Below are 20,230 nucleotides of genomic sequence, written 5' to 3'. Positions count from 1 at the left end.
TTCACGGCGCATTCGGGGAGGATGCCGATGACCACCTATGAAACCCTGTTGGTCGAGCGGGACGGACCGCTCGCCATCGTGACGCTGAACCGGCCGGACCGGCTCAATGCGATGAGCGGCGCGATGATGAAGGACCTGCCGGCGGCGTTCGACGCGCTGATGGCGGATGCGGAGGTCCGGGCGATCCTGCTGACCGGCGCGGGCCGCGGCTTCTGCTCAGGCGCCGACCTCAAGGACATGGACGAGGGCAACAAGGACCCGGCGAAGAAGGCACGGGGCGAGGGCGGCGACGGCCTGCGCGGCTATATCAACCCGATGCTGGAGCGCCTGGCGCGGGCAGAGAAGCCGGTCATCGCCGCGGTGAACGGGCCGGCCGCCGGCGTCGGCTGCGGCCTGGCCTTGGTCGCCGACATCGTCATCGCCGCCCGTTCCGCCAGCTTCCTCCAGGCCTTCATTCGCCTGGGCGTCGTGCCCGATGGGGGCTCGTCCTGGACGCTGCCGCGCCTGGCGGGCAAGGCGCGGGCGACCGCCATGATGCTGCTGGGCGAGAAGATCTCGGCCGACCAGGCGGCGGATTGGGGCCTGATCTACCAGGTGGTGGACGACAACCAGCTGATGCCGACGGCGCACGCCATCGCCATGAAGATGGCGAACGGTCCGACCTGGGCCTATGGCGCCATCAAGCGGATGATCGACGCCAGCACCAGCAACGACTTCGCGACCCAGCTGGCGCTGGAGGCCTCGACCCAGGACCAGGCCTTCCGCACCGAGGATTCGAAGGAAGGCGTTGCTGCCTTCGTCGAGAAGCGCACCGCCCAGTTCAAGGGCCGCTGACGCCCTGATCCTGAATTCCGCTCATCCCCGCGAAAGCGGGAATGAGCGGGGTCTTTGGGCACGCAGAGACAGAAATCTGAACAGGCTCCGAGAGCCGAGGGGAGGATCGACCAATGACCGACAGCCCGAGCTTTACCGAGATTCGCTACGACAAGCCGGCGGAGCGGATCGCCCGCATCACCCTGGCGCGCGCCGATACGCGCAATGCCCAGGACCGCAAGATGCTGTACGAGATCAACGCCGCCCTGGACATGGCGATGCACGACGATGCCGTGCGCGTCGTGATCCTGGCGGCGGACGGCCCGCACTTCTCGTCCGGCCATCACCTGGGCGACCGGTCGAAGGTGGGCGACCACGGGGCCCCCGTGATGGGCGTCGGCGGCTATGAACTGCCGGGGCCCGAGGGCTACATGGCGCAGGAGCAGGAAATCTACCTGGGCTTCTGCTGGCGCTGGCGCAACCTGCCAAAGCCCACCATCGCCCAGGTCCAGGGCAAGGCGATTGCCGGCGGCCTGATGCTGGTCTGGCCGTTCGACCTGATCGTCGCCAGCGAGGATGCGGAATTCTCCGACCCTGTCGTCGCCTTTGGCGTCAATGGCCACGAGTTCTTTGTCCATGCCTATGAGGTGGGCCATCGCCGCGCCAAGGAGATGCTGTTCACGGGCGAGCCGATCGGGGCGGCGGAGGCCAAGACGCTGGGCATGGTCAACCACGTCGTCCCGCGCGAGCGGCTGGAAGCGTTCACGCTGGAGCTCGCCGGCAAGGTGGCGCAGCGCCCCAGCGTCGGCCTGAAGCTGGCCAAGATGTCGGTGAACCAGTCGCTGGACGCGCAGGGCATGTGGACGGCGGTGCAGTCGGCCTTCGGCCTGCACCATGTCGGCCACGCCCATAACCGCATCGTCTACAACGGCAGCTTCGTCGATCCCGATGGCGCGCGGATCATCCGCGAGCAGGCGAAGGCAGGGCGCAAGGCAGCCGAGTGAGCAGCGCCGCCCGCGTGTCGAGCCGGCCAAAGGACCGCCGCCAGCAGATCCTGGCGGCGGCTGCGCGCCTGTTCAGCGACCAGGGCTACAACGCGACGGCGATCGACGATATCGGCGCCGCCGTCGCGATCACCGGGCCTGCGATCTATCGCCACTTCGCATCGAAACAGGCGATCCTCCTGGCCCTGGTGGAACAGTCCTTCGACCGGGCGGAGGCCGATCAGCAGGCGGCCCGGCTGGCGCCGGACGCGGTCGAGCGCTGCCGCCTGGCGATCGCGCTGGCCATCCGCCATGCCCAGGCCGATGGCGGGCTGACGGCGCTGGCGGAGCAGGAATGGGGCAACCTGCCCGACGCCGACCGCCGGGCGCTGGAGGATCGGCTGCGGGCCCTGCGCGGCTCCTGGACCGCCCTGATCCACGCGGCACGCGGCGACCTGGACGGCGCCGGCGCGGCCATCGCGGCCCGGGCGCTGCTGGGCCTGATCGGGTCGTTGCATGGCCCTGCCCCGCCGCGCGCGGCAATTCTGGTCCAGGCCATGGCCGAGGATGCGCTGCGCCTGCACAGCCCTGCGGCCGACACCTGAGCGGTTTACGCCCGGCGGCGATTGCGCTTGCATGACGGTGCATGACGGGACCGGACCATAGCCTGCGCGACTACCAGCCCGATGCCTTCCCCGGGGACCGCGACGCCCTGCTGCGGATGGTGTCGGCCCTGCAGGAGTTCGAGCGGGCCCTGCGACCGCACCGCCGCCTTGGCTCGGAAATGGCGGCGGAGCAGGTCGACGCCCTGGAAACAGCGATGCAGGCCGGCATCGGTCGCATCGTCCTGGCCTGTCGCGCGGACCGGGTCGTGGGCTTCATCGCCGTGAAGAACGGTGCCGACGACCTGGAGCAGGAACGCCGCGAACTGTGGATCGAGGACCTGTATATCGTCGCCGAGGAGCGCGGTCGCGGCCTGGCCCGCCTTCTGGTCCAGGCGGCAGAGGACCATGCCCGGATCCTGGGCATTCGCCGCGTCGTGATCGGCACGCTGCATGCCAATACTCGCGCCCAGGACGCCTATGCCGCGCTTGGCTACCGCCCTGCCGTCCTGATCCTCGAACGCCATGTCGAGGACCCGGACGACTGACGACGCTCACGCCGCCAGGGGCAGGACCAGGCGGATGCGGGTGCCCTGCCCGGGCGCGGTCTCCACGTCGATCGTGCCACCCGCCTGATGCACCATGGTGAACGCGGGCAGCAGGCCCAGCGAGCCGTCGGGCGACGGCTCGAACAGGTTGGGCACCGCATCGGGATCCATGCCGGGGCCGTTGTCGACGACCTCCAGCGCGACGTTGTGCGCGCGGCCGCTGCGCTGGACCCGCGTCTTCAGCGCCACCACGCTGTCCCCCGCCTGGGCAATCAACGCGTCCAGGCCCAGTTGCAGCAGCAGCGGATCGACCCGGGCAAAAGCCGGGTCCAGCGCCTCGTCGTCCAGGGTGACCCGGCCGCCCCGGGCGACCACGTCGCGCGCCGCGGCGGCGATCTCCACGCGCTGCGGCACGGCCCCATGGGTCTGGGCAAAGCGGCCCAGCGCCTGGACCAGGCGGCGCAGGCGGCCCGCGCAGTCGGCGATCTGCACGGCCGCAGCCTCCGCCCCCGCGGGGCTGATCGTGGCCAGGGTCCGCCGCTTGTTGGCGACCTCGATCCCCACGGCCAGTTCGTCCATCTCGACGGTCAGGCCGGCGGCCAGGCGGGCCACCGTCTCGAAGCGCCGGGCCTCGACCAGGGAGTCCTCGATGGCGCTGCGGCTGTCCCTGGCATGGACCAGTTCGGTGATGTCGGTCAGCATCTTGACCACCCCGCCATCGGCCGTCGCACGCTCGGACACGCGCCACCAGCGGCCATCGGCCAGTTCGCAGTCGACTGGCCCATCGTGCGCCAGGTGGCGCCACAGGCGGGCCTCGACCCAGGCCCGCTTGTCGCCCTCGCCGGCGAAGCCGCCGCGCTCGGCGGCCGCGTCCAGGATCCCCTCGAACGTGGCGCCGGGCACCAGCAGGTCGGCCACCAGGGGATAGGCACTGCGATAGACCTCGTTCGCCAGGACCAGCCGGCCCTCGCGGTCGAACAGGACGAAGCCCTGGTCAACCTGGGCGATGGCATCGGCCAGCAGGCGCTCCATCCGGGCGACCTGGGCGCGGGCCGCGTCCTCCTCGGACATGTCGCAGGCACTGCCGCGATAGCCGGCAAAGCTGCCGTCCTTGGCCCGGATCGGCACGCCCGACAGCCGAAGCTTGCGCAGGCCCAGCGGCCCGTTGACGAAGGGGCAGTCGAAGGCGCGGAATTCCCGCTTGTGGGCCAGGTCCTCGCGCAGGCGCTGCCAGACCGGATCGGTGCCGGCTTCGGCCCCCAGGTCCATCAGCGTCTTGCCCAGCCAGGCGCGCGCCACGGTCGGGTCCGACACCCAGGTGAAGCGAAAGTCGGGCCCCATTTCCCAGAACAGGTCGCTTGCGGTCAGCACGAAGTCGGACAGGCGGGCCTTTTCCGGCGCCATGGCACGGGCCTGCTGGTTCATCACACCCATGCGGATCGCCTGGTAGATCACGGCCGCGAGCAGGGCCCCGATCCCCATCAGCAGCGCCGCCGGCATGCCGATCAGGGCATCGCGCAAGCCCAGGCCCGGCGCGCGCTCAAGCGCGGCGCTGGCGATCGACGCACTGCCCACCGCCGCCAGAAGCATTGCCGGCACGGTCAGCCGGATCAGCCCGGCCCGTCCGATCTCCACCTTTGCCGCCATGACCGTCATTCCAGGATGTCCCGCTCTCGATCCCGGAAGATGACACTTCAGACTATGAATCGCCAGTTAAAACGAATCATTTTCCCATATGATGGGATTTCGAGAATTTTCGATCAATTTTAGCCATCTGCCCGAACAGGGCCAGCGTGTCCGGCCCGGGCCGGCCCGAAAACTCGCGGTAGAGGGTCGCCACGTTGACCGCGATCCGCTCGGCATCGCCCCAGGACGAATAGTCGCCAAGCGCGATGTCCTCCGACGCCTCGGCCCAGGACAGGCCGGCGTCATAGCGCTTCCTGGCCTCGTCCCGGATGTACACCAGGTAGGCGCGCTGGGCCGCGACCGCCGCCTTGTCGGCGATGGGGCCGTGGCCTGGCACGATCACGTCCACCTCTGCCCCCAGGATCAGGTCGCAGGCGGCAATCCAGTTGGCGACCGGCCCCGCCCACATGATGGGCGTCGAGTGCGCGAACAGGATGTCGCCGGTGAAGACGACGCGGTCGTCCGGCAGCATCACCAGCACGTCGCCATGGGTGTGCGCGGGCCCGACCTCGATCAGGTCGACGCGTCGGTCGCCCAGGACCAGGTCCAGGCGATGGCTGAACGTGCGGGTCGGCGCGCGTGGCGCCAGGCCCTCGAACTGGAACGCGCCAAAGATGCGGGACAGGTAGGCGCCCGCCTCCCCCATATTGGGGGCCGCCTTCATGAACTGGTCCAGCAGGGCGGGCGGCACCTCGTCCATCTCCCGCGCACTGGCGGTCGAGGCGATGATCTCGGCTTCCGGCAGGGCGCCGTTGCCATAGGTGTGGTCGCCATTGGCATGGGTGTTGACGACCGTGCCGATGGACCGTGCGGCCGGCGTCGCCGCGCGCATGGTCGCCAGCATCTCCTCCGTCAGGCGCCGGTCGAACAGGGTATCGACCAGCAGCGCACCCTCGCCCGCCGCAATCAGCCCGGCATTGCTCCAGCCCCAGCCGCCATCGGGCTGGAGATAGGCGAACACGCCCGGCGCCACCTCCACCAGGCCCTTGTCATAGGCGTTGCCCATCGTGGCCCCCTCCTATTGCAGTGTCGGCGGGGCAACCTTGGCCAGCAGGCAGCCATAGAGCAGGGCGTAGGACCCGCCCAGCAGCTCCGACTCCTCGTGGCAGGTCTGCAGTGCGTCGGGTGTGACGTTCAGCTTTTCGACCTGGACCTTGGCCCGCGCCTCCTGGTCCAGGCAGCCGGCGGCGACCTTGGGGTCATTGGCGGCCGAGGCCGCGACGCCCGCGCAATAGGCATCGACGTCATAGACGGGCAGCGCCAGGGCCGCCAGCAGCAGCAACATCATCGACGATCACTTCCCGGATTGCGTCTCTCCCTTGCGCAAAGTGTGGGCACCGCCGGGCGACCCGGGCAAGCCCCTTGCTCGCGCCGATGCGTCAATCAGCCAGCCAGGGCCCGCTCCACCGCCTCCGGCTCCTTCTCGATCACAGTCAACAGGACACGGTCCGCGGCGGTGAGCTTGCGCCCCTGCTCCCACCCCTCCAGCGTGCGCGCAGGGATGCCGAACCGTCGCTCGAATGCCTTGGGACTGTCGGCCACGGCCCGGCGGATCGCCTTGATCCGCGCGGGCGGCATAGGTTCGACCGAACGCCCCTCCAGCGCCACCTGCCCCCGGCGATGCGCGATGGCATCGCGCAAGCCCTGTTCGATCGCCAGACCCAGATCGGTGCGGTCGTCAGCCATGGGTCAGTTCCTCAACAAGCTTCCTGAACAGCTTCAATTCATCCCGGGTCAGATCGGCCTTGTCCGCCTTGGCATAGGCGGCAAGGAGGTAGACCACCTCGTCCCCTACCAGGACGTAATAGACAGTCCGCCCGCCGCCCCGGCTGCCCTTGCCGCCAAAGCGGAAGCGGACTTTCCGCAAACCGCCCGCGCCGGGAATGACGTCGCCGCGAGCCGGATCGAGCGCGATGGCGTCCTCCATCGCGATGATGTCGCCCTCGGACGCACCAAGCTTGGCAAGGCGCTTGAGGCCTGCCAGGTAGCTTCCGGTCCGGTAGAGGTCCATGGCCGATCATACGCAAATTGCGTATGCCAGCAAGCAGCGGCTTGCTGGCGGCGCGGCATGGCGGAAGACTGCTGCCGGTCAGAACGCGGTGAAGGACATATGACCAAGGCGATCGATCTGAACAGCGACATGGGGGAGGGCTGGGGCGCCTATCGGATGGGCGACGACGCCGCGATGCTGGACATCGTGACGAGCGCCAATGTCGCCTGCGGCTTTCATGGCGGCGATCCCCTGGTTATGGCGCGCACGATCGACCTCGCCCGCGACCGGGGTGTTGCGATCGGGGCGCATCCCAGCTTCCTGGACCCATGGGGCTTTGGCCGCCGCCAGATCGTGGGCGAGGCGCCGGAGGATATCGGGAAGCACGTGATCTACCAGCTGGGCGCCATCATCGCGATGGCCCGCACCCGCGGCCACCGCGTCACCCACGTGAAGGCCCACGGCACGCTCTATACCCAGGCGGCCGTCGACCGCCCCCTGGCCGACGCCATCGCCCGCGCGGTCGCCGCCGTCGATCCCAACCTGATCCTGATGGTCATGCCGGGGATGGAGGCAGAAAAGGCGGGGGAGGCTGCGGGCCTGCGCCTGGCGCGCGAAGTCTATGCCGACCGCACCTATGGGGACGACGGCAACCTGACGCCGCGCAAGCAGCCGGGCGCCGTGCTCCACGACCCCGACCTCGCCGCCGACCGCGTGCTCGCTATGCTCGCCGACGGCGCCATCACCACCACCAGCGGCCGAAAGCTGCCCGTGCGGATCGACACCATCTGCGTCCACGGCGACAACCCGGCGGCGGTCGCGATGGCGGCCCTGCTGCGGCAGCGATTGGTGGCGGAGGGCTATGCGCTGCGGCCGTTCACCGACTACGTCAGACGCAAAGACGAACCTGCCGCATGGGTTCCCGCGAATAAGTTGTTGGAAATGCTGCTTGCCGTCGAGGTTGACCCAACGACATCTGAATTGAGCAAGCGAGATTGGGAGTCCTACATCTATACTAGAATCTACAAGTTGGTAGAAGCAGCCGATGATCCCGCAGAGGCTGCAAAAGAGTTCTTCAGATATGTATTTGAAAATGGTCTTGGATATGGAAACAGTGAATGCACACCTCAGGGTGTTGCATCATTCTTTATTGAAAGTCCCGAGATCACCGAAGCAATATATGTACGTGATGGAAGTGCGCCTAACGGCTATATAGTGAACTCAAACAGCGTACATGGACTTCGTGACGCAAATTTCTATGATTGGTTCGATTCAATCGGCTTCATCGTTCCAAGCAAGTGGGACTGACAGCCGTCATCGTCGGTGATGTGCCGGGGGTATAGGGCCTGTCCTTGAACGGGCCACGCGGCATGAAGCCGATTTTCTTCCCCCGGCTACTCACAATGTAGGCTTCCGCTGCGCCCCGGACAATACCAACCAGGAGCGAGCGTCAACTCCACCTCACGTAAAGCTCATCGGGTCGATGTCGGGTTGGACGCGGACGCTGGAGGGGATCTTGACGCGGTCAAGCCAGGCGCGGACCAGGTCGGGGACGTAGGTCTCGCGCGGGGCCTTGAGCAGGAGGCGCTGGCGGTGGCGCTTGCGCAGGAGGGCGAGGGGGGCGGGCGCCGGGCCCAGGACCTCCACCCCCTCCCCGCGCGGGGCGGCCTGCGCCAGGGCGCGGGCGGTGGCGACCACGCGGCCCTCGTCCTCGCCTGAGACGATCAGCGCCGCCAGCCGGCCGAAGGGGGGCCAGAGGCCGCCGCGGCGCTCGTCCGCCAGGGCATGGAGGAAGCCGTCGCGGTCGCCCGCCGCCACCGCCCGCAGCACCGGGGCCTGGGGCATGAAGGTCTGGATCAGGACGCGCCCCGGCTTCTCCGCCCGCCCAGCCCGGCCTGCCACCTGGGAGACCAACTGGAAGGTCCGCTCCGCCGCGCGCAGGTCGCCACCGGCCAGGCCGATATCGGCATCGACCACGCCGACCAGGGTCAGGCCCGGGAAGTGATGCCCCTTGGCGACGATCTGGGTGCCGATCACCAGGTCCACGTCGTGTGCGGCGATGCGTTCGACCGCTTCCGCGATCGCGGCGGGACCGGCCAGGGTGTCGCTGGCCATGACCAGCGTGCGCGCGGTGGGGAGCAGTTCCGCCACTTCCTCCACCACGCGCTCGACCCCGGGGCCGCAGGGGGCCAGCTGCCCCTCCGTCCCGCAGTCGGGGCAGGTACGCACCTGGGGCACCGAATAGCCGCAATGATGGCAGGCATGGCGCCCCTCGAACCGGTGCTCCACCAGCCAGGCGGTGCAGTTGGGGCAGGACAGGCGATGGCCGCAGGCCCGGCAGATCGTCAGCGGCGCATAGCCCCGCCGGTTCAGGAACAGCAGCGACTGCTCCCCCGCCTCCAGGTTCGTCGCCAGCGCCGCGCCCAGCGACGGCGCCAGGAAGCGCCCGCGCGCCGGCGGCTCCCGCCTGAGGTCGACCAGGCGCATGTCGGGCAGGCCCGCCCCGCCGTGCCGGCGGTGAAGGCGGACGCTGCGATAGCGCCCCTGCTCCACGTTCACGACCGTCTCCAGGCTCGGCGTGGCGGACGCCAGGATCACGGGGCAGGCAGCGATGCGCGCCCGCACCACCGCCATGTCGCGCGCGTGATAGACGACGCCGTCCTCCTGCTTGAACGAGGTATCGTGCTCCTCGTCCACCACGATCAGGCCCAGGTTCTGAAAGGGCAGGAACAGGGCCGAGCGCGCGCCCACCACGATCAGGGGCCCGCCCGCCGCCACCGCGCCCCACGTCGCCGCGCGCACCGCGGGGTTCAGGTCGGAATGCCAGAGCAGCGGCGCATGCACGAAGTGCCGCTCGATCCGCGCCAGCGACTGGGGCGTCAGCGCGATCTCCGGCAGCATCACCAGCACCTGCCGCCCCTGTTCCAGCGCCGCCCGCGCCGCCTCCAGGTAGACCTCCGTCTTGCCGGAGCCGGTAGGCCCGTCGAGCAGCACGGGCGCGAACGCCCCGCCGCGCGCCAAGGCCGCCAACTCCGCCGCAGCCGCCGCCTGCTCCGGGTTGAGGTCCGGCCCCCGCCGCCCCAGGTCGGGCGCCGGCGGCGCTGCGGCCTGGCGCTTCATGCGCACGACAAGGCCAGCATCGACCAGCGCCTTGACCGGGCCCGCGCCACAGCCGGCGGCACGCAGTTCGGCCGGGGTCAACGGCCCGTGTTCGAGCGCGGCCCGCACCGCCGCGCGCGCCGGGGTCAAGGCCGCCTCCCCGGCGCCGCCGACCCATTGATAGGCGGCCACCGCCCGGGGCGCCGCGAACGCGGCCGAGGGCAGGGCCATACGCGCGACGAAGCCGGGGGGCGAGAGCGTGTACTGCGCCACCCAGTCGATGAAGCGGCGCAAGGGTTCGGGCAGGTGCACGCCGGCAAGCCTGGCCAGGACGGGCTTCAGCTTCGCTTCCGGCACGACAGGGTCGGGCGCGCTGTCCCAGACCACGCCCAGCGTGCGGCGCCCGGCCACCGGCACCTCCACCACGTCGCCCGGCGCCAGCACCTCGGGCCCGGTGCGATAGTCCAGCGCCCGCGGCAAGGGCAGCGGCACGAGGACAGAGACGCGGGCCGCCGGCGCAGGGGTGTTGCCGGGTGGCGGCATGGCAGGGTCAGGCGACATCGGCTAAAGTCCCCCCTCGAATCGCGGTGCGCGGGGACGTCATGAAATTCTTTGTCGATACGGCCGATGTTGCAGAGATTCGCGATCTCGCCGCGACGGGCATGGTCGACGGTGTCACGACCAATCCGTCGCTGATCGCGAAATCGGGGCGCAAGTTCCTGGACGTGCTGGCCGAGATCTGCTCGGTGGTCGATGGCCCCGTCAGCGCGGAAGTCACAGCGACCGACTTCGACGGCATGATGGCAGAGGCGGCCCGCCTGCTTGAGGTGGCGTCCAATGTCGCGATCAAGGTGCCGCTGACCTGGGACGGCCTGAAGACGTGCAAGGCCTTGTCGTCGAAGGGCACGCAGGTCAACGTCACGCTGTGCTTCTCGCCCGCGCAGGCGCTGCTGGCGGCCAAGGCGGGGGCTGCCTTCATCTCCCCCTTTGTCGGGCGGCTGGACGACATTTCCGAAGACGGCATGGCGCTGATCGAGGACATCCGTCGCATCTACGACAACTATCCGGGCTTCACCACCGAGATCCTGGTCGCCTCCATCCGCCATCCCCTGCATGTCGTGCAGTCGGCCAAGATCGGGGCCGATGTGGCGACGCTGCCGCCCGCCGTGCTGCGGCAATTGGCGCTGCACCCGCTCACGGACAAGGGCCTGGCCGCCTTCCTGGCGGACTGGCAGAAGACCGGCCAGAGCATCACCGCCGCGACGTGACAGGCTGACGGCCATGGCCAAGCGGAAGTCCGAGGCCGAGACGCCGGCCGAAGCCGGCATCGACCTGCCGAGCCGGGAGCAGGTGCGCGCCTATCTGGCGCAGAATCCGGACTTCCTGGCCGACAATCCCGACCTGATCGCCCTTCTGACGCCACCCGCCTTTGCCACGGGGCGCAACGTCCTCGACATGCAGCAGTTCATGCTGCAACGGGTCCAGGGCGAGAATGTCCGCCTCAGCACGCTGCAGGGCGAGATGCTGTCCGCCATGCGCGACAACGCCGCCGTGCAGAGCCGCGTGGGCGAGGCGATCCTGCTGCTGCTGGAAGCACGCAACTTCGAGCACCTGGTCCATGTCGTGACCCAGGACCTGGCAACGGTCCTGGACGTCGACACCATCACCCTGTGCGTCGAGAATGACGACCGCCTGCGGGTCAAGGTGCCGGCGACCGGGGTCATGCTCCTGCCCCCCGGCACGGTCGAGGCGGAGCTGGGTCCCAGCGACCGGGTCAGCCTGGAAGCGGAGGTCATGGGCGACCCCGCGATCTTTGGTCCCGCTGCCGCCCTGGTGCGATCGCAGGCGCTGGTCCGACTGAACATTTCCGACCAGTCCCCCAACGGCCTGCTGGCGCTGGGCGCGCGCGAGGCGGACAAGTTCCAGCCGGGCCAGGGCTCGGACCTGCTGCGTTTCCTGGCCGACGTGATCGAGCGTCTGTTCCGCGCGTGGCTCGACCTGCGCACCTGAGCACCCTGCCCCTGGCCGAGCGGGTCCTGGCCGGCCCCGGCCTGTGCGACCACGTCGCCGCCTGGGAGCGCTACCTGGGCGCCGAGCGCCGCCTCTCGCCCAATACGCTGGCGGCCTATGGCGCCGACCTCGTCTCGTTCCTGGCGTTCCAGGCCCAGCACCAGGGCGGCCCGCTGGACGTCGACGGCATGGCCCGGCTGGGTGCCGCCGATATCCGCGCATGGGCCGCCCGCCGCCGGGCCGAGGGGTTGAGCCCGTCGTCCATGGCGCGTGGCCTGTCCGCCGTGCGCGCCTTTTGCACCTTCCTGGAAAAGCGCTGTCACGTCGCCGTGGCCGCCATCGACGCCGTGCGCCGGCCAAGGCTGCCCGCCCGCGCGCCGCGGGCCCTGACCGCCACGCAGGCCCGCGCCAGCCTGGACCGGGCCCAGGACCACCCGGAGGAAGCCTGGGTCGCCGCGCGGGACAAGGCGGTGCTGGCCCTGCTCTATGGCTGCGGCCTGCGCGTGTCGGAGGCGCTGTCCCTGCGCCGCGACCAGGCCCCCCTGGCCGAGGTGCTGCGCGTCCGCGGCAAGGGCAACAAGGAGCGCATCGTGCCCGTCCTGCCCGCGGTGCGCACCGCGGTCGATGCCTACCTCGCCCTGCTGCCCCAGCCGCTGGATGGGGACGAGGCGCTGTTCCGCGGGGTGCAGGGCGGCCCCCTGGGCCCTCGCGCGGTGCAGCTGGCGATGGAGCGGGTGCGCGGCGCGCTGGGCCTGCCGGCGGACGCGACGCCGCACGCCTTGCGCCATTCCTTTGCGACCCACCTGCTGGGCGGGGGGGCCGACCTGCGGGCGATCCAGGACCTGCTGGGCCATGCCAGCCTGTCCACCACCCAGCGCTACACGTCCGTCGATGCCACCCGCCTGGCCGAGGTGTTCGACCAGGCGCATCCGCGTGCCCGCACGGCGCGGCGCCCTGTGCTAGGCTGACGCCATGATCGAACCCTGGGCCGGCCTGGTCCTGATGCTGGGCGTTCTCTTCGTCCTGGTGATCGGCAATCGCGGCATGCTGCGGTCGATGGCGCAGAACCGGCAGCGCACGCTGATGCAGCTGGCGGCATGGCTTGGCATCGCCGTCGTGCTGGCCCTGGCCTATCGCCTGTTCAACTAGGCGCATCCCCGGCAGACCCCGCAGCAAGGTTTGAGCCGTCCAGCTTGACGGTCGCCCCCGCGTGGTCTGCCATCGCGCGATGCAGATGCGCATGCGCCCGACGAGGACGGATGGTTGAACGGCGGGCCTATGGCCTGACCCTGGTCCTGGTGGCGACGCTGCTATGGGGCCTGGCCGGCCTGTTCATCCGGCTGGTCGAGATCGACGCCTGGTCGCTGGTCCTGTGGCGCTCGGTCATCGCGGCGGCAGCCCTGTTCGTGATCGTGGCCCTGCATCCCGGTCGGCGGCAGATGACCTTTGGACGGATCGGCGTGCTGGGCGCCGTCATCTCGGGCGTGTCGACCACGGCCTTCGTCGGCGCGGTCGCCCACACGACGGTCGCGAACGTCCTGGTCATCTATGCCACGTTGCCCTTCATCGCGGCGGGCCTTGCCTGGCTGATGATGGGCGAGCGGGCGACCCGCCGGGTCATCGTCGCCTCGACCGTGTCGCTGGCGGGGGTGGTCGTGCTGGGGGCGGCCTCGCTGCGCCCAGGCGACCTGCTGGGCAATGCCCTGGCGCTTCTCATGACGGCAACCTTTGCCCTGCTGATCATCCTGATGCGGCGCCATCCCACGACCGACATCGCGGCTGTCAATGCCTGGGGCGCGGTGCTTGCGGCGCTGGCGGCCCTTCCCTTGGCCGGCCTCGACGTGCCGCCCCTGCGCGACCTGGGCGTCATCGCCCTGCTGGCGCTGACGACGTCGGTCCTGGCCTTCCTCCTGTTCCTGATGGGCGGGCGCCACGTGCCGCCGGCCGAAGCCGGCCTGATCGGCCTGCTGGACGTGGTGCTGGGCCCGCTCTGGGTCTGGCTGGCGATCGGGGAGGAGCCGGGACAGGGCGCGTGGGTGGGCGGCAGCCTGATCCTGGGAGCCGTGATCTGGTATCTGTGGCCCAGCCTGTCCGGGCGCCCGACGCCCCAGCCGGATCCTGTGCCATGACTTTATTGGTCTGGAATTGGTAGCCCGGCTGCGGGTTGAAGCCCTGCGGGCTGGGGTCTAGATTGGGGCGCGTAACGGAGGGCCCGCCATGGTCCGTGACAGTGCGACCCCACGCTTTGCGCCCGACACGGGTGCCCTTCCCGGGTCCGTGACCGCAGCACCCGCGGCCCTGCTGGAGCCGGGCCTGCCGTCCCTGGCACCCGGGCAGCAGCGCGTCAAGGTTCGGCCTGGTATGCCATTGGTTGTCGACCTGGAAGCGGGCGACACGCTGTCGATCACCGATCCCGAAGGGGCGCAGCCGGCTGAGGTCGCGGCCCTCAGCGCCGCCGGCCTGGACGCCTTGGCGTCACTCGGCCTGCTGGCCGACCGGGCGGCGCAGTTCACGACGATACCCGGCTTTGCCCCTGCGCACGCGGCGCTGGTGCTGGACGCCGCAGGTACGCCCGGCCAGCAGGTCGTGCTGACCGCCGCCAGCGCCGCGCGCGTGGCGGTGGCACCGGCGACCCCGCCGATGGAGCCGGGCGCGCAGGACCCGCCCACCGCCCTGCTGGTCGTCGTGGCCCGCGCCGTGATCCCGGCCGAGCCGCCTTTGCCCGCGCCGCTGGGCCGGGTCGTGGCCGAGTACCGCGTGCCGCACTCGACCGCGCTGGCCTACACGGTGAAGGCGGGCGAGTTCATCCAGGTGATCGACGTCGCGGGTCGGCAATGCTCCGACTTCCTGGCCTTTGACGCCGCCGCCCTGGCCAGGGGTGTCGAGCGCGGTATGGACATGACGGCGACGCGCACGCTGACGGCCTCCGCCTATCCGGGCCCCGGCCTGTTCTCGAAGTTCTTCGACCAGGATCTGAACCCCCTGGTGGAGGTGGTGCAGGACACGGTCGGCCGGCACGACAGTTTCGCCCTGGCCTGCACCGACCGCTATTACGACGATGCCGGCTATCCCGGCCATGTCTCGTGCTCAGACAACTTCAACCGCGTGCTGGCCCCCCATGGCGTGGCCCCGCGCGGCGGCTGGCCGGCGATCAACTTCTTCTACAACACGATCCTGGACCACAGCATGAGGATCGGCCTGGACGAGCCCTGGTCCAGGCCCGGCGACTATGTCCTGATGCGGGCAATGACCGACCTGGTCTGTGCCTCGTCCGCGTGTCCCGACGACATCGACGCCGCCAACGGCTGGAACCCGACCGACATCCACGTCCGCGTCTATGCGGCGGACCAGACCTTTCCGAAAGCGATCGCGGTGCGCCCAACCCCCGATGCCGAGCCGGACCTGACCCAGGAAACCGGCTTTCACGCCCGCACGTCCGCCCTGACCCGGCGGATGGTCGAGTACAAGGGCTATTGGCTGCCTTCCAGCTATACCGACTTCGGCCCGGTGGCGGAGTACCAGGCCTGCCGCACCGCCGCGGTCATCATGGACCTGTCGCCTTTGCGCAAGTTCGAGGTGACGGGCCCGGACGCGGAGGCGCTGCTGCAATACGCACTGACCCGCGACGTGCGCAAGCTGACGCCCGGCCAGGTGGTCTATTCCGCCATGTGCTACCCGCACGGCGGCATGGTTGACGACGGCACGCTGTTCAAGCTGGGGCCCGACAACTTCCGCTGGATCGGCGGGGATGACTATGGCGGCACCTGGCTGCGGCAGCTGGCGGCGGAGAAGGGCTTCCGTGCCTGGATCCGCTCGTCCACCAGCCAGCTGCACAACGTGGCGGTCCAGGGCCCGAAGTCGCGGGAGATCCTGAACCAGATCGTCTGGACGCCGCCGGCCCAGCCGGCGCTGATGGAACTCCAGTGGTTCCGTTTCACGATCGGCCGGATCGGCGGCTATACCGGCATTCCCGTCGTCGTCAGCCGCACCGGCTATTCCGGCGAACTGGGGTACGAGATCTTTTGCCATCCGCGCCACGCGGCCGCCGTGTGGGACGCAGTGTGGGAGGCAGGACGCCCGCACGGACTGGCGCCGCTGGGCCTGGATGCGCTGGACATGGTGCGGATCGAGGCGGGGCTGATCTTCGCCGGCTACGAATTCGACGACCAGACCGACCCGTTCGAGGCCGGCATCGGCTTCACCGTCGCGCTGAAGTCCGAGGATGACTTCGTGGGCAAGGCGGCCCTGATCCGGCGCAAGGCCAGCCCCCAGCGCATGCTGGTCGGCCTGGAGCTGGCGGGGAACGAGGTCGCGGGCCATGGCGACTGCGTCCATGTCGGGCGGGCCCAGGTCGGCCTCGTCACCTCTGGCCTGCGTTCGCCCACCTTGCGCAAGTCGCTGGCCCTGGCCCGCGTGGCGGTCGAGCACGCAGGCCCGGGCACGGTGCTGGAGGTGGGCAAGCTGGACGGCCACCAGAAGCGTCTGCCGGCGACGGTGGTGCGCTTTCCCTTCTATGATCCGGACAAGACCAGACCGCGGAGCTGAACCGTGAGCACCCAGGAGATCCAGCAGGTTCAATCCCGCGAGTTCCGCGACGCGTTGAGCTGCTTTGCGACCGGCGTCACCATCGTCACCTGCCGCACGGCGAACGACCGGCTGCTGGGCTTTACCGCCTCGTCCTTCAACTCGGTCTCGCTCGATCCGCCGCTGGTCCTGTTCAGCATGGGGCGCGACGCGCTCAGCTTCGACGGCTTTCACGCCGGCACGCACTTCGCCGTCAACGTGCTGGGCCAGGACCAGGAGCACCTGTCCAACCGCTTCGCCAGCCCGATCGAGGATCGCTTCGCCGGCATCGCCTTCGACATCTGGGACAGCGGCTGCCCTGTCCTGCACGGCGCCATCGCCGTCTTCGAGTGCGAGACCCAGGCCCGCCACGACGGCGGCGACCACGTCATCTTCGTGGGCGAGGTCAAGCGCCTGGACGCCCGGTTGGACGCCATGCCCCTGCTCTTCCACCGCGGGCAGTACCGCCGCGTCGCGCCCTGAACCACTGCCCAAGCGAGCTTTGGCGAATCCCGCTGGGCAGGGCGGACCCGGGGAGTAGGATCAGCACGGTATACAGGGCACAGCGCGGCTGACGCGGTGCCGCGCCGGGGGGCGGTCCAGGTCCACATGCGGTGCCCGCGACCCGCGGGCGCCAGAGCCAGGGGTCGACCGTGAACCAAGCTCTTCCCAATTCCGCCGCGGCCAGGGATGCCCGCTACGTCCTGCATGGCATGTCGCACCTGTCGACCCTGCGCAAGGCCGGCCCGATCGTCATGACGGGGGGCAAGGGCATCTTCATCATCGACGAGAACGGCACGCCCTACCTGGAAGCGGTGGCCGGCATGTGGTGCACGGCACTTGGCTTCAGCGACCACGAACTGGTCGAGGCGGCGGTCGAGCAGATGCGCAAGCTGCCCTATTACTACACGGTTGCCCACCGCTCGGTTCAGCCGTCGGTCGAACTGGCCGAACGCCTGGCCGAAATCGTGCCGATCCAGAACCCCCGGTTCTATTTCTGCCTGTCGGGGTCGGAGGCGAACGACAACCTAGTCAAGTTCATCTGGTACCGGAACAACATCATCGGCAAGCCGCAAAAGAAGAAGATCATCGGCCGGCACAATGCCTATCACGGGGCGACGGTCGCCGCGTCCAGCCTGACCGGCATCCCGGCCAACCACCGCGCCTTCGACCTGCCGATCCACAACATCCTCCACACGGGCGAGGCCAGCTTCTATCACCACGGCCTGCCGGGCGAGACGGAGGACGAGTTCGCCCAGCGCCGCGCCGACGAGCTGGAGGCCCTGATCCTGGCCGAGGGGCCGGAAACAGTCGCCGCCTTCATCGCTGAGCCCGTGACCGGCGGCGGCGGCGTCATCGTGCCGCCCGCCACCTATCACGCGCGCATCCAAGCCGTGCTCGACCGCTATGACGTGATGATGCTGGATGACGAGGTCATCACCGGCTTCCTGCGGACGGGCAACATGTGGGGCGCCGAGACCGTGGGCATGACGCCCACGACCATGACGCTGGCCAAGCAGATCACGAGCGCCTACCAGCCGCTGGCCGCCCTGGTGATGCCGCCCGAGATGTACGACGCGCTGGAGCAGGGCAGCGACGAGATCGGCACCTTTGCCCATGGCTCGACCTATTCCGGCCATCCGGTCGCCTGTGCGGTGGCGGTCAAGATGCTTGACATCATCAAGTCCCGGAACCTGGAGGCGCACGTGGCAGGCGTGGCGGCCCGCTTTGCCCAGCGCATGAACGTCTTCCGCGACCATCCGCTGGTGGGCGAGGTCCGCCATGCCGGCCTGATGGGTGCGATCGAGTTCACCGCGGACAAGGCGACCAAGGCCCCGTTCGAGCCCAAGGGCATGTTCGGCCGCCTGCTCAAGGACCGCGCGCAGGAGGAATACCGCCTGATCATCCGCACGCCCGGCAGCGGCGACTGCGCCGGCTTCTCGCCCCCGCTGATCATCACAGAGGACGAGGTGGACGACCTGTTCGACCGCTTCACCGGCGCGCTGAACGACGTGACCGACGCCTATGTCCGGATGGGCGCCAAGGTGGGCTGAGGCGACCCGACCTCAGGCAAGGCCGTCCAGCACCGCGCCCAGGTCGGCGCCCCCGCGCCAGGGCTCCGGCCCGGACAGGCGCTCCAGCGCATGGATGCGTGACCCCGGCGCGAAGCGCTGGATCGCGGCCGCCACCTCGGCATTGGGCACGGGCGACTCCTCCGACCGGCTGAGCACGATGGCATGGAGGGGAATGCCCGCCTCCCGCAGCGCCGCCAGCGACGTCAGCGTGTGGCTGATCGTGCCCAGATAGGTGCCGGCGACCAGGACGACCGGGATGCCGAGTGCGGCGATCCAGTCGCGGCTGTGGCGCGTTTCGTCCAGCGGCACCATCAGGCCGCCCGCCCCTTCGATCAGGACCAGGTCCTGCGGTCCGCTCAAGCCTGCGCGACAGAAGTCGATGACGGCGTCGACGTCGATCGCCCGGCCTTCCCGCGCGGCGGCCATGTCGGGCGACAGGGGTGCGCGATAGCGCCAGGGCGTGGTCGCATCCAGGCCAGCGGCATCGACCGGAAGCCCACGGGCGCGGAGCAGGATGCCGGCATCCGACTCCGCCGCCTCGTCGTCCTCATAGCCGCTGAGCACCGGCTTCAGCGCGTTGACGGTCAGGCCGCGGCCCAGCGCCGCCTGGACAAGGCAGGCGGCGACCAGCGTCTTGCCGAGCCCTGTGCCCGTGCCGGTGATGAACAGTCCTGCCATGGTGACTCCCGCGCTGTGCAGTGCTGTCAAACCATGCCGCGGGGCCGGCGTGAAGCCCCGCTTGCGATGCCGCAGGACCGTCCCTATGGTTCGGCCCAAGTCTCACCCGGGAGGGGGAACAATGCCGGACGCCGCGATTGCCGATGCCAATACCGCCACGAGCGCGCTGCGCCATGACTGGACGATGGCGGAGGTTGAGGCGCTGTTCGACCTGCCCTTTGCCGACCTGATCTTCCGCGCCCAGACGGTCCACCGCCAGGCCTTCGACCCGAACAAGGTCCAGATTTCGACCCTGCTGTCGATCAAGACCGGCGGCTGCCCCGAGGATTGCGGCTATTGTTCGCAGTCGGCCAGCTTCGAGACGGGGGTCAAGGCGTCCAAGCTGATGCCGCTGGACGCGGTGCTGGCCGATGCCAGGGCTGCCAAGGCGGCGGGTGCCACGCGCTATTGCATGGGGGCCGCCTGGCGCAGCCCTAAGGAGCGCGACCTGGACCAGGTCTGCGCCATGGTCGAGGGCGTGCGCGCGCTCGGCATGGAGACCTGTGCGACACTTGGCATGCTGACGCCGGAGCAGGCGCAGCGCCTGGGGCAGGCGGGCCTCGACTATTACAACCACAACATCGACACCTCGCCCGAGTTCTACAACGAAATCATCACCACCCGGACGTTCCAGGACCGCCTGGATACGCTGGACGCCGTGCGCCAGGCCGGCATGAGCGTGTGCTGTGGCGGGATCGTCGGGATGGGCGAGTCGAGGACCGATCGCGCCTCGATGCTGCTGTCGCTGGCGAACCTGGCCGTCCATCCCGAGAGCGTGCCGATCAACATGCTGATCGCGATCGAAGGCACGAAGCTGGGCGGCGCCCCGCGGCTGGAGGGGATCGAGTTCGTGCGCACGGTGGCGGTCGCCCGCATCCTGATGCCGCAGTCGATGGTCCGCCTGTCCGCCGGGCGCGAGGGGATGAGCGACGAGGTCCAGGCCCTCTGCTTCCTGGCCGGCGCCAATTCGATCTTCCGGGGTTCCCGCCTGCTGACCGCCGCTAATCCGGTCGAGAGCAAGGACGACGCCCTGTTCGCCAAGCTGGGCGTCGGTCCGATGGACCTGCCGGAACGCGACGCCCATGGGCACGACCGGGGCCACCACCACCACGCGCGCGTGACGGTTGCCGCGGAATAGCCGACG

At 69.6% G+C, this 20,230-nt stretch carries 21 protein-coding genes; 14 read left to right on the top strand and 7 right to left on the bottom strand.

Translation table 11 applies throughout. The features are described 5' to 3' along the window. Nucleotides 1-27: 27 nt before the first annotated feature. The 4 genes from ACI6GS_RS07520 to ACI6GS_RS07505 all read left to right on the top strand — a co-directional run bounded on the left by ACI6GS_RS07520 (nucleotide 28) and on the right by ACI6GS_RS07505 (nucleotide 2,946). Nucleotides 28-834: an enoyl-CoA hydratase-related protein gene (locus ACI6GS_RS07520; protein WP_439817170.1), complete on the top strand. Its 807-nt coding sequence runs from the start codon at nucleotides 28-30 to the stop codon at nucleotides 832-834. Nucleotides 835-947: 113 nt separating this feature from the next. Beyond that, nucleotides 948-1,817 (top strand): enoyl-CoA hydratase, encoded by an 870-nt coding sequence (locus ACI6GS_RS07515; protein WP_439817169.1) that lies wholly within the window; start codon nucleotides 948-950, stop codon nucleotides 1,815-1,817. Continuing rightward, a complete protein-coding gene (locus ACI6GS_RS07510; protein WP_439817168.1) occupies nucleotides 1,814-2,401 on the top strand; it encodes a TetR/AcrR family transcriptional regulator in 588 nt (195 codons plus the stop codon). Before ACI6GS_RS07515 ends, ACI6GS_RS07510 begins: the two co-directional genes overlap by 4 nt. A 41-nt stretch (nucleotides 2,402-2,442) precedes the next feature. After that, nucleotides 2,443-2,946, top strand: a complete 504-nt coding sequence (locus ACI6GS_RS07505) for a GNAT family N-acetyltransferase (protein WP_439817167.1) — start codon at nucleotides 2,443-2,445, stop codon at nucleotides 2,944-2,946. Between the two features lie 6 nt (nucleotides 2,947-2,952). On the opposite strand, the gene ACI6GS_RS07500 is transcribed toward ACI6GS_RS07505, so the two are convergent. From ACI6GS_RS07500 to ACI6GS_RS07480, 5 genes are all read right to left on the bottom strand, one after another. Then, nucleotides 2,953-4,593, bottom strand: coding sequence for a PAS-domain containing protein (locus ACI6GS_RS07500; RefSeq protein ID WP_439817166.1), 1,641 nt, complete (start codon nucleotides 4,591-4,593; stop codon nucleotides 2,953-2,955). A 76-nt stretch (nucleotides 4,594-4,669) separates the two neighbouring features. Beyond that, complete coding sequence (locus ACI6GS_RS07495) at nucleotides 4,670-5,638, bottom strand: MBL fold metallo-hydrolase (RefSeq protein ID WP_439817165.1); 969 nt, start codon at nucleotides 5,636-5,638, stop codon at nucleotides 4,670-4,672. A 12-nt stretch (nucleotides 5,639-5,650) separates the two neighbouring features. Next, nucleotides 5,651-5,920, bottom strand: coding sequence for a hypothetical protein (locus ACI6GS_RS07490; RefSeq protein ID WP_439817164.1), 270 nt, complete (start codon nucleotides 5,918-5,920; stop codon nucleotides 5,651-5,653). A gap of 95 nt (nucleotides 5,921-6,015) precedes the next feature. Further along, the gene (locus tag ACI6GS_RS07485) at nucleotides 6,016-6,318 is read right to left on the bottom strand and encodes a helix-turn-helix domain-containing protein (RefSeq protein ID WP_439817163.1); all 303 of its coding nucleotides are present in this window, start codon (nucleotides 6,316-6,318) and stop codon (nucleotides 6,016-6,018) included. Further along, nucleotides 6,311-6,643, bottom strand: a complete 333-nt coding sequence (locus ACI6GS_RS07480) for a type II toxin-antitoxin system RelE/ParE family toxin (RefSeq protein ID WP_439817162.1) — start codon at nucleotides 6,641-6,643, stop codon at nucleotides 6,311-6,313. Before ACI6GS_RS07480 ends, ACI6GS_RS07485 begins: the two co-directional genes overlap by 8 nt. Nucleotides 6,644-6,742: 99 nt before the next feature. Between ACI6GS_RS07480 and ACI6GS_RS07475 the strand changes: the two genes are divergently transcribed. Continuing rightward, nucleotides 6,743-7,930 (top strand): LamB/YcsF family protein, encoded by a 1,188-nt coding sequence (locus ACI6GS_RS07475; RefSeq protein WP_439817161.1) that lies wholly within the window; start codon nucleotides 6,743-6,745, stop codon nucleotides 7,928-7,930. A 153-nt stretch (nucleotides 7,931-8,083) separates the two neighbouring features. Here the strand turns inward: ACI6GS_RS07475 and ACI6GS_RS07470 are convergent, their stop codons facing one another. Continuing rightward, the gene (locus ACI6GS_RS07470) at nucleotides 8,084-10,282 is read right to left on the bottom strand and encodes a primosomal protein N' (protein WP_439817160.1); all 2,199 of its coding nucleotides are present in this window, start codon (nucleotides 10,280-10,282) and stop codon (nucleotides 8,084-8,086) included. 41 nt (nucleotides 10,283-10,323) lie between these two features. On the opposite strand from ACI6GS_RS07470, the gene fsa reads away from it, so the two are divergent. From fsa to ACI6GS_RS07430, 8 genes are all read left to right on the top strand, one after another. Continuing rightward, nucleotides 10,324-10,989 (top strand): fructose-6-phosphate aldolase, encoded by a 666-nt coding sequence (fsa, locus tag ACI6GS_RS07465; protein WP_439817159.1) that lies wholly within the window; start codon nucleotides 10,324-10,326, stop codon nucleotides 10,987-10,989. Between the two features lie 13 nt (nucleotides 10,990-11,002). Then, on the top strand, nucleotides 11,003-11,731 hold the full coding sequence (locus ACI6GS_RS07460; RefSeq protein ID WP_439817158.1) for a DUF484 family protein: 729 nt from the start codon (nucleotides 11,003-11,005) through the stop codon (nucleotides 11,729-11,731). Next, nucleotides 11,710-12,699 carry a tyrosine recombinase XerC gene (locus ACI6GS_RS07455; protein ID WP_439817157.1) on the top strand — a complete coding sequence of 330 codons (990 nt, stop codon included), beginning with the start codon at nucleotides 11,710-11,712 and terminating at the stop codon, nucleotides 12,697-12,699. The genes ACI6GS_RS07460 and ACI6GS_RS07455 overlap by 22 nt, the downstream gene beginning before the upstream one ends. Before the next feature lie 4 nt (nucleotides 12,700-12,703). Further along, nucleotides 12,704-12,880 (top strand): hypothetical protein, encoded by a 177-nt coding sequence (locus ACI6GS_RS07450; RefSeq protein ID WP_439817156.1) that lies wholly within the window; start codon nucleotides 12,704-12,706, stop codon nucleotides 12,878-12,880. 110 nt (nucleotides 12,881-12,990) lie between these two features. Further along, nucleotides 12,991-13,860: a DMT family transporter gene (locus ACI6GS_RS07445; RefSeq protein ID WP_439817155.1), complete on the top strand. Its 870-nt coding sequence runs from the start codon at nucleotides 12,991-12,993 to the stop codon at nucleotides 13,858-13,860. Between the two features lie 88 nt (nucleotides 13,861-13,948). Continuing rightward, entirely contained in the window at nucleotides 13,949-16,276 is a 2,328-nt protein-coding gene (locus ACI6GS_RS07440) for a DUF1989 domain-containing protein (protein ID WP_439817154.1), read from the top strand. Between the two features lie 3 nt (nucleotides 16,277-16,279). Further along, nucleotides 16,280-16,777 carry a flavin reductase family protein gene (locus ACI6GS_RS07435; RefSeq protein ID WP_439817153.1) on the top strand — a complete coding sequence of 166 codons (498 nt, stop codon included), beginning with the start codon at nucleotides 16,280-16,282 and terminating at the stop codon, nucleotides 16,775-16,777. 170 nt (nucleotides 16,778-16,947) lie between these two features. Further along, nucleotides 16,948-18,348, top strand: coding sequence for an aminotransferase (locus tag ACI6GS_RS07430; RefSeq protein ID WP_439817152.1), 1,401 nt, complete (start codon nucleotides 16,948-16,950; stop codon nucleotides 18,346-18,348). A gap of 12 nt (nucleotides 18,349-18,360) precedes the next feature. On the opposite strand, the gene bioD is transcribed toward ACI6GS_RS07430, so the two are convergent. Next, nucleotides 18,361-19,047, bottom strand: coding sequence for a dethiobiotin synthase (gene bioD / locus ACI6GS_RS07425; protein ID WP_439817151.1), 687 nt, complete (start codon nucleotides 19,045-19,047; stop codon nucleotides 18,361-18,363). A 121-nt stretch (nucleotides 19,048-19,168) separates the two neighbouring features. Between bioD and bioB the strand changes: the two genes are divergently transcribed. Then, nucleotides 19,169-20,224, top strand: coding sequence for a biotin synthase BioB (gene bioB / locus ACI6GS_RS07420; protein ID WP_439817150.1), 1,056 nt, complete (start codon nucleotides 19,169-19,171; stop codon nucleotides 20,222-20,224). Nucleotides 20,225-20,230: the final 6 nt, after the last annotated feature.

Source organism: Zavarzinia sp. CC-PAN008 (assembly GCF_051903925.1).
Taxonomy (GTDB): Bacteria; Pseudomonadota; Alphaproteobacteria; order Zavarziniales; family Zavarziniaceae.
This window is presented reverse-complemented; position numbering and strand designations above follow the sequence as displayed.

Coding starts and splice junctions, on each gene's coding strand:
- ACI6GS_RS07440 (WP_439817154.1), top strand. CDS start 13,949: ATGGTCCGTGACAGTGCGACCCCACGCTTTGCGCCCGACACGGGTGCC.
- ACI6GS_RS07520 (WP_439817170.1), top strand. CDS start 28: ATGACCACCTATGAAACCCTGTTGGTCGAGCGGGACGGACCGCTCGCC.
- ACI6GS_RS07505 (WP_439817167.1), top strand. CDS start 2,443: ATGACGGGACCGGACCATAGCCTGCGCGACTACCAGCCCGATGCCTTC.
- ACI6GS_RS07470 (WP_439817160.1), bottom strand. CDS start 10,282: ATGTCGCCTGACCCTGCCATGCCGCCACCCGGCAACACCCCTGCGCCG.
- ACI6GS_RS07460 (WP_439817158.1), top strand. CDS start 11,003: ATGGCCAAGCGGAAGTCCGAGGCCGAGACGCCGGCCGAAGCCGGCATC.
- bioB (WP_439817150.1), top strand. CDS start 19,169: ATGCCGGACGCCGCGATTGCCGATGCCAATACCGCCACGAGCGCGCTG.
- ACI6GS_RS07485 (WP_439817163.1), bottom strand. CDS start 6,318: ATGGCTGACGACCGCACCGATCTGGGTCTGGCGATCGAACAGGGCTTG.
- ACI6GS_RS07515 (WP_439817169.1), top strand. CDS start 948: ATGACCGACAGCCCGAGCTTTACCGAGATTCGCTACGACAAGCCGGCG.
- ACI6GS_RS07480 (WP_439817162.1), bottom strand. CDS start 6,643: ATGGACCTCTACCGGACCGGAAGCTACCTGGCAGGCCTCAAGCGCCTT.
- ACI6GS_RS07450 (WP_439817156.1), top strand. CDS start 12,704: ATGATCGAACCCTGGGCCGGCCTGGTCCTGATGCTGGGCGTTCTCTTC.
- ACI6GS_RS07500 (WP_439817166.1), bottom strand. CDS start 4,593: ATGGCGGCAAAGGTGGAGATCGGACGGGCCGGGCTGATCCGGCTGACC.
- ACI6GS_RS07475 (WP_439817161.1), top strand. CDS start 6,743: ATGACCAAGGCGATCGATCTGAACAGCGACATGGGGGAGGGCTGGGGC.
- ACI6GS_RS07445 (WP_439817155.1), top strand. CDS start 12,991: ATGGTTGAACGGCGGGCCTATGGCCTGACCCTGGTCCTGGTGGCGACG.
- ACI6GS_RS07490 (WP_439817164.1), bottom strand. CDS start 5,920: ATGATGTTGCTGCTGCTGGCGGCCCTGGCGCTGCCCGTCTATGACGTC.
- fsa (WP_439817159.1), top strand. CDS start 10,324: ATGAAATTCTTTGTCGATACGGCCGATGTTGCAGAGATTCGCGATCTC.
- ACI6GS_RS07495 (WP_439817165.1), bottom strand. CDS start 5,638: ATGGGCAACGCCTATGACAAGGGCCTGGTGGAGGTGGCGCCGGGCGTG.
- bioD (WP_439817151.1), bottom strand. CDS start 19,047: ATGGCAGGACTGTTCATCACCGGCACGGGCACAGGGCTCGGCAAGACG.